We start from the raw sequence: 6817 nt of genomic DNA on the forward strand, positions 1-6817 counted from the left end.
GAAGAGGCTAGGGCAGGCGCCCGGTAGACAGCGCACTCGCCCAGTCGGGCCGCTCGCGCGCCATTGCCAGTGCCGCCATCTTCGCGTGGTCGTAGGGCACCGAGACCAACGTCGAAATCCATCCGTCTTCCGAGCGCTCGACGATGGCGTAGCGCGCATCCGGCGAGCCCGTCTCCACGACATGCGGCCACGGATGAATGTCGTCATACCCCGGCAGCCCGACGCTGCCCGGATTGACGATCAACTGCCCGCTGGATGCACGAACCACGCGCGGCACATGCGTGTGCCCGCAGGCGATCAACTCGGCATCGACCTGGCCGAGCCGCTCGTCGATCTCTTGCATCGTGGCCGCACGAAAGCACCCGGGCTCGACCGTCTCCAGAAAGTACACAAGGTCGCTGTCCGGCGTGCCGTGGCAGAGCATGACCTGCGGGCTGAAGCGAAGGCTCGGTTTCAGCGAAGCGAGCCACTCGAACTCCTTCGCGCCAAGCTGTGAATGCGCGAACGCATCGGACGGACCGCGCCGCTCGGCGGGCACCGTCAGAAGCTGGCGCTCGTGATTGCCCGCGAGATGAACCCAGTCCTGTGCCATCAGGAACTGCGCGGTTTCAAGAGGCATCAACGGGCCCGAGAGGCTGTCACCCAGGTTGACCACGACATCGACGCCGCGCCGGCCGATGTCCTTGACCACCGCTTCGAGCGCGGGAAGATTTCCATGAATGTCCGAGACGATGGCGATGCGCATGCACTGGTCCTGAGCGGTGTTCCGAAGGGGGCGAACGGGATCTTAGGCCGCGTGCAATATCCGCGCCCCCTGACCCGCCACGGCCTGCGCAAGGTGAGACAAAACGCCCACCTAGGGGAATCCCTGACTTGGCCTGAAACCGGTTTCATATAAGCTGCAAGCATTGCTTTTCGAGCATGCACGTGGCCATTCGCGGTCGCTCCACCATGAACTACCAGTTTCAATTCGACGCCGTCTTCGCCGCTTGGCCGCTGTTGCTCAAGGGCACCTGGATCACCGTGCAGCTCTCGCTCATTGCCACGGTGCTGGGCCTGGTGGTCGCGATCTTCTGCGCCTGGGGCAAGACCTCGGGGCCGGGCTGGCTGCGCTTTCTCGTCAATGCCTACATCGAGGTGATCCGCAACACGCCGTTCATCGTGCAGTTGTTCTTTTTCTTCTTCGCGCTGCCGGCCATCGGCCTGCGCTGGTCGCCGCAGACGGCCGCGCTGGTGGCGATGGTGGTGAACCTCGGTGCGTACGCGACCGAAATCATTCGCGCGGGCATCGAGTCGATTCCCAAGGGGCAGATCGAGGCGGGCAGGGCGCTGAACCTCAAGCCCTGGGAAATCTTCCGCTTCGTCATCATCAAGCCCGCGCTCAAGGCCATCTACCCCGCGCTCACCAGCCAGTTCATCCTGCTGATGCTGAGTTCGGCCGTGGTGTCGGTCATCTCGGCCGACGACCTGACCTCGGTGGCCGCCAACCTGCAGTCGCAGACCTTCCGCAGCTTCGAGATCTACATCGTGGTGGCCGCCATCTACCTGGCGCTGGCATTGGCCTTCTCGGCCATGTTCAAGCTGATCTACAAGCGCGCGCTCAACTACCCGGACCGCCGGTAACAGGCGACGGACGGAGCAAGAACCATCATGCGTACCTTCGGCTTTCCCGAATTCCTTTTCATCCTCGAAGCGGCCAAGTGGACGCTCGCGCTCTCGGCCATCGCCTTTGTCGGCGGCGCGATCCTCGGGTTGATCATCGCGCTCATGCGCACCTCCGAGTCGAAGGGCGCGCGCGCCGTTGCGACCACCTTCATCCAGATCTTCCAGGGCACGCCGCTGCTGCTGCAGCTGTTCCTGATCTTCTTCGGCGCGCCGGTGCTGGGGCTGGACATCAACCCGTGGATTGCCGCGGGCGTGGCGCTCATCCTGAACAGCGCGGCCTTCCTCGGCGAAATCTGGCGCGGTTGCATCGAGGCCATTCCGCGCGGCCAGTGGGAAGCGGCCGAGGCACTGAGCCTGAAGTACACGGCCCGCATGCGCGACGTGGTGCTGCCGCAGGCCTTCAAGATCGCGCTGGCGCCCACGGTGGGCTACCTGGTGCAGATCATCAAGGGCACGTCGCTCGCGGCCATCATCGGCTTCACCGAGATCACGCGCGCCGGGCAGATCATCAACAACGCCACCTTCCAGCCGCTCATCGTGTTCTCGGTGGTGGCCGCCATCTACTTCGTGATCTGCTGGCCGCTTTCATTGCTGGCCGCCCGCATGGAGCGCAGGCGCGCCCAGGCACTCGCACGTTGACCCTTTTCGCTTTTCCTTTCTCGTCGCTTCCTTTCTTTATTCAGGAGACACATCCAATGACCGTTACCACCACCCGCCGTGCTGCCATCGCAGCCCTGGGCCTCGGCGCCGCGCTGACCGTGTTCGCACCCTTCGCCTCGGCCCAGAGCGTGGCCGACATCAAGAAGAAGGGCGAGATCACCATCGGCATGCTGGTCGACTTTCCGCCCTACGGCACCACCGACGCCAAGAACCAGCCCGACGGCTACGACGCCGACGTGGCCAAGCTGCTGGCCAAGGACTGGGGTGTCAAGGCCAACATCGTGCCGGTGACCGGCCCGAACCGCATTCCCTTCCTGCTGACCAACAAGGTCGACGTGCTGGTCGCCTCGCTGGCCATCACGCCCGAGCGTTCGAAGCAGGTGCAGTTCTCGCAGCCCTACGCGGCCGCGACCATCGTGCTGTATGGCGCGAGCAAGACCCCCATCAAGGCGGCAGCCGATCTGAAGGGCCTGCGCGTGGGCGTGGCCCGTGCGTCCACGCAAGACGTGGCCGTGACCAAGGCCGCACCCGAAGGCACCGAAATCCGCCGCTTCGACGACGACGCATCGGCCATGCAGGCGCTGATCTCGGGCCAGGTCGATGCCATCGGCTGCTCGGTCACCGTGGCGGCGCAGATCGCCAAGCGCGTGCCTGCCAATACCTACGAAAACAAGTTCACGCTGGTGCAGCAGTCGATGGGCATCGCGATGCGCCCCGGCCAGGAAGAGCTGCACAAGGCGGTGAACGACTTCGTGCAGAAGAACACCGCCAACGGCGAGCTGAACAAGCTCTATCAAAAGTGGCTGCAGGTCGACCTGCCGAAGATGAACTGAGCCCAGCGCTGAACCGACGACGGAACCTACAAGCATGACGGACGCAGTCACAACCGCCGCCTCCACCACGGATGCCATCATCCGCATGGAAGCGGTCAACAAGTGGTACGGTGAATTCCAGGTACTGACAGGCATCGACCTGTCGGTGCGCCAGGGTGAGCGCATCGTGATCTGTGGCCCGTCGGGCTCGGGCAAGTCGACGCTCATCCGTTGCATCAACCGTCTGGAGACGGTGCAGAAGGGCCGCATCGTGGTCGATGGCATCGACCTCACGGCCGGCGGCAAGAACGTGGATGCGGTGCGTGCCGAAGTCGGCATGGTGTTCCAGCAGTTCAACCTGTTCCCGCACCTCACCATTCTTGAAAACTGCACGCTGGCGCCGATGCGCTCGCGCGGCATGACCAAGGCGCAGGCGGAAGAGGTGGCCATGAAGTACCTTAAGCGCGTGCGCATTCCCGAGCAGGCCGGCAAGTACCCCAGCCAGCTCTCGGGCGGCCAGCAGCAGCGCGTGGCGATTGCGCGTGCACTGTGCATGGCGCCCAAGATCATGCTGTTCGACGAGCCCACCTCCGCGCTCGACCCCGAGATGGTCAAGGAAGTGCTCGACACCATGATCGGCCTGGCCGAAGACGGCATGACCATGCTGTGCGTGACGCACGAGATGGGCTTTGCCCGCAGCGTGGCCGACCGCGTGATCTTCATGGCCGAAGGCAAGATCGTCGAGCAGGCGCCGCCCGAAGAATTCTTCGGCAACCCGAAGGACGAGCGCACGCGCCAGTTCCTCGGCCAGATCCTCAGCTCGCACCAGGGCCACTGATGTCCTTCGAGGTCCTGATTTCTCTGTCGTCCTTCGGCGCGGCCGAGGTGGGGCGGCATGGGCAGCTCTGGTGTTCGCAACTGGCACATGCGGCCGGTGCCGATTCGGTCGAAGTGCGCGGCGAGATGCTGCGCGACGCCGATGCCGAGTTGCCCGCACTGAATGGCCTTGCATCGGTGTACTCCAGCCCCGAGGGCCTGTGGGCCGAAGGCGGCTGGCTCGACAGCGCCGCGCTCAAGCGCGGCATTGCCGCCGCCACGCGCGTGGGCGCGAAGCGGCTGAAGATGTCCATCGGCGACTTCCAGCCTTCATCGCACGGCTCGCTCTGGGGCCTGAAGGTGGAGCTGTCGCAAACCCGCGTCGAACTCGTGATCGAGAACGACCAGACGGTGCGCGCCGGCACGCTGGCCGCACTGCAGACCTTCTTCGACGTGGCCGATCGCGCCGGCATCGAACTCGGCATGACCTTCGACATGGGCAACTGGCACTGGCTTGGCGAATGCCCGCTGCAGGCCGCGCAGGCACTCGGCCGCCGCGTGCGCTATGTGCATTGCAAGGGCGCGCAGCGCCTGCCGCACAAGTGGGTGGCGGTGCCGCTGGGCGACTCGGTCGCGCCGTGGCGCGCGGTGCTGCGTGCACTGCCCGCCGACGTGCCGCACGCCATCGAATACCCGCTCGTGGGCGACGACCTGCTGGCCGTTACCCGCGCGCAGATCGACTTCATCCGCGCCGCGCGCGCGTAGAACACACATCACATGACAGAACCCACCGCCTTCGATGTCGCTCTCTTTGGCGAGGCGATGCTGCTGCTCGTGGCCGACCGGCCCGGCCCGCTCGAAAACGCGCAGGCTTTTCACAAGCGCACCGCCGGCGCCGAGACCAACGTGGCCATCGGCCTCTCGCGCCTGGGCCTGAAGGTGGGCTGGGCCAGCCGCTTGGGTACCGACTCGATGGGCCGCGCGCTGCTGGCTGCCATGCGTGCCGAAGGCATCGACTGCTCGCACGTGATCACCGACGCGACGCAGCGCACCGGCTTCCAGTTCAAGGGCCGCGTCACCGACGGCAGCGATCCGCCGATCGAATACCACCGCAAGGGTTCGGCCGCGAGCCACATGGGGCCGGGCGATGTGGACGAAGCCTGGCTGCGCTCGGCGCGCCACCTGCATGCGACCGGCGTGTTCGCCGCCATCTCCGATACCAGCCTGCAGGCTGGGCTCAAGACCATGGATGTGATGCGCGCCGCGGGCCGCACCATTTCGTTCGACACCAATCTGCGGCCCACGCTGTGGTCGTCGACCGAGACCATGCGGCACTGGGTCAATGAACTCGCCTCACGTGCCGACTGGGTGCTGCCTGGTATCGAAGAAGGTCTGCTGCTGACCGGCCATACGCAACCTGAAGACGTGGCGCGTTTCTATCGCGAGCGCGGTGCGAAGCTGGTGGTGGTCAAGCTCGGCGCCGAGGGGGCGTACTACGACAGCGACGTGGCCGGCACTGGTCGCGTCGACGGATTTCCGGTGAAGGAAGTGATCGACACCGTGGGTGCGGGTGACGGCTTCGCGGCCGGCGTGGTGAGCGCCTTGCTCGAAGGCAAGAGCGTGCCCGAGGCCGTGCGCCGCGGCGCATGGATCGGCGCGCGCGCGGTGCAGGTGCTGGGCGACACCGAAGGCTTGCCCACGCGCGCTGAACTCGAAGAAGCAGGGCTCTGAAGAACATGACGAAAAAGAACGTGCTTGTCTTCCGGCCGTTGCCCGAAGACCAACTGGTGCGCCTGCAGGCCGTCCACAACGTCACCGTGGCTGATCCGCGCAAGGAGCCCGAAGCCTTTGCTGCCGCGCTCGCCACCGCGAATGGACTCATCGGTTCGAGTCATCCGGTCGATGCCGCGTTGCTCGATGCGGCGCCGCAGCTGCAAGTGATATCGAGCGTGTCGGTCGGCGTCGACAACTATCCGCTGGCCGAGCTGCACAAGCGCGGCATCGTGCTGTGCCACACGCCCGACGTGCTGACCGAGACCGTGGCCGACACCGTGTTCGCGATCCTCATGGCCACGCAGCGCCGCGTGGTCGAGCTGTCGAATCTTGTGCGCGAAGGCCGCTGGACGAAGAACATCGGCGAAGAACTCTTCGGCACCGACGTGCACGGCAAGACGCTGGGCATCCTCGGCTTCGGCCGCATCGGCCAGGCCGTGGCGCGCCGCGCCGCGCTGGGCTTCGGCATGCCGGTGCTGTACCACGCGCGCCGCCCGGTCGACCTGGCCACGCAGGCGCCGGAGCTGCAGGGCCGCGCCACCCACACGCCGCTGGACGAGTTGCTCGCGCGCGCCGACATCGTGCTGGCGATGCTGCCGTTGACCGATGCGACGCGCGGGATGATCGACGGCGCTTTCTTCGGCTGCATGAAGCCGGGGGCGGCCTTCATCAACGGTGGCCGTGGTGCCACGGTGAATGAAGACGCGTTGCTGAATGCACTCGACCACGGCACGCTGCGCGCGGCCGGGCTCGACGTGTTCGCGAAAGAGCCGCTGCCGATCGACTCGCCCTTGCGCACGCACCCGCGCGTGACGCCGCTGCCGCACATCGGCTCGGCCACGCACGAGACGCGACATGCGATGGCCGAGTTGGCGACAACGAATCTGCTGCAGGTGCTGGCCGGAGAAAAGCCGACTGCGCCGTACGACACGGCGTCCGCATGATGATCTCCGTGTCTTGCTCCCTCTCCCCTCGGGGAGAGGGAGCGAGAGCCACCGATGAAACCGACGGGTCGCGCCACCATCGCCGACGTCGCCGAAGCCGCGGGCGTCTCCAAAGCCACCGTCTCCCGCTTCCTCAATCACCGCGAA

9 protein-coding genes are annotated in these 6817 nt (G+C 65.9%); 8 read left to right on the forward strand and 1 reads right to left on the reverse strand.

Annotation, left to right across the window (positions count from 1 at the left end; translation table 11 throughout):
* Positions 1-7: 7 nt before the first annotated feature.
* Positions 8-745: a metallophosphoesterase family protein gene (locus ACSFB7_RS35190; protein ID WP_435476964.1), complete on the reverse strand. Its 738-nt coding sequence runs from the start codon at positions 743-745 to the stop codon at positions 8-10.
* Between the two features lie 206 nt (positions 746-951).
* Here ACSFB7_RS35190 and ACSFB7_RS35195 point away from each other — a divergent pair, with 206 nt between their 5' ends.
* The 8 genes from ACSFB7_RS35195 to ACSFB7_RS35230 all read left to right on the forward strand — a co-directional run.
* Complete coding sequence (locus ACSFB7_RS35195) at positions 952-1623, forward strand: amino acid ABC transporter permease (RefSeq protein ID WP_435476965.1); 672 nt, start codon at positions 952-954, stop codon at positions 1621-1623.
* 27 nt (positions 1624-1650) lie between these two features.
* Positions 1651-2304 (forward strand): amino acid ABC transporter permease, encoded by a 654-nt coding sequence (locus ACSFB7_RS35200; protein WP_435476966.1) that lies wholly within the window; start codon positions 1651-1653, stop codon positions 2302-2304.
* Between the two features lie 56 nt (positions 2305-2360).
* Positions 2361-3158, forward strand: coding sequence for a transporter substrate-binding domain-containing protein (locus tag ACSFB7_RS35205; protein WP_093237085.1), 798 nt, complete (start codon positions 2361-2363; stop codon positions 3156-3158).
* 34 nt (positions 3159-3192) lie between these two features.
* The gene (locus tag ACSFB7_RS35210) at positions 3193-3975 is read left to right on the forward strand and encodes an amino acid ABC transporter ATP-binding protein (RefSeq protein ID WP_093237086.1); all 783 of its coding nucleotides are present in this window, start codon (positions 3193-3195) and stop codon (positions 3973-3975) included.
* Positions 3975-4718 (forward strand): sugar phosphate isomerase/epimerase family protein, encoded by a 744-nt coding sequence (locus tag ACSFB7_RS35215; RefSeq protein ID WP_435476967.1) that lies wholly within the window; start codon positions 3975-3977, stop codon positions 4716-4718. Before ACSFB7_RS35210 ends, ACSFB7_RS35215 begins: the two co-directional genes overlap by 1 nt.
* Positions 4719-4730: 12 nt before the next feature.
* Entirely contained in the window at positions 4731-5684 is a 954-nt protein-coding gene (locus ACSFB7_RS35220) for a sugar kinase (protein WP_435476968.1), read from the forward strand.
* Positions 5685-5689: 5 nt separating this feature from the next.
* Entirely contained in the window at positions 5690-6670 is a 981-nt protein-coding gene (locus ACSFB7_RS35225) for a 2-hydroxyacid dehydrogenase (RefSeq protein WP_435476969.1), read from the forward strand.
* Positions 6671-6724: 54 nt separating this feature from the next.
* Positions 6725-6817 (forward strand): LacI family DNA-binding transcriptional regulator (locus ACSFB7_RS35230; RefSeq protein WP_435476975.1); only part of this gene is annotated, 93 nt, incomplete at its 3' end.

The sequence above is a fragment of the Variovorax raffinosi genome (assembly GCF_051216615.1).
In the GTDB taxonomy this organism is placed as follows: Bacteria; Pseudomonadota; Gammaproteobacteria; order Burkholderiales; family Burkholderiaceae_C; genus Variovorax.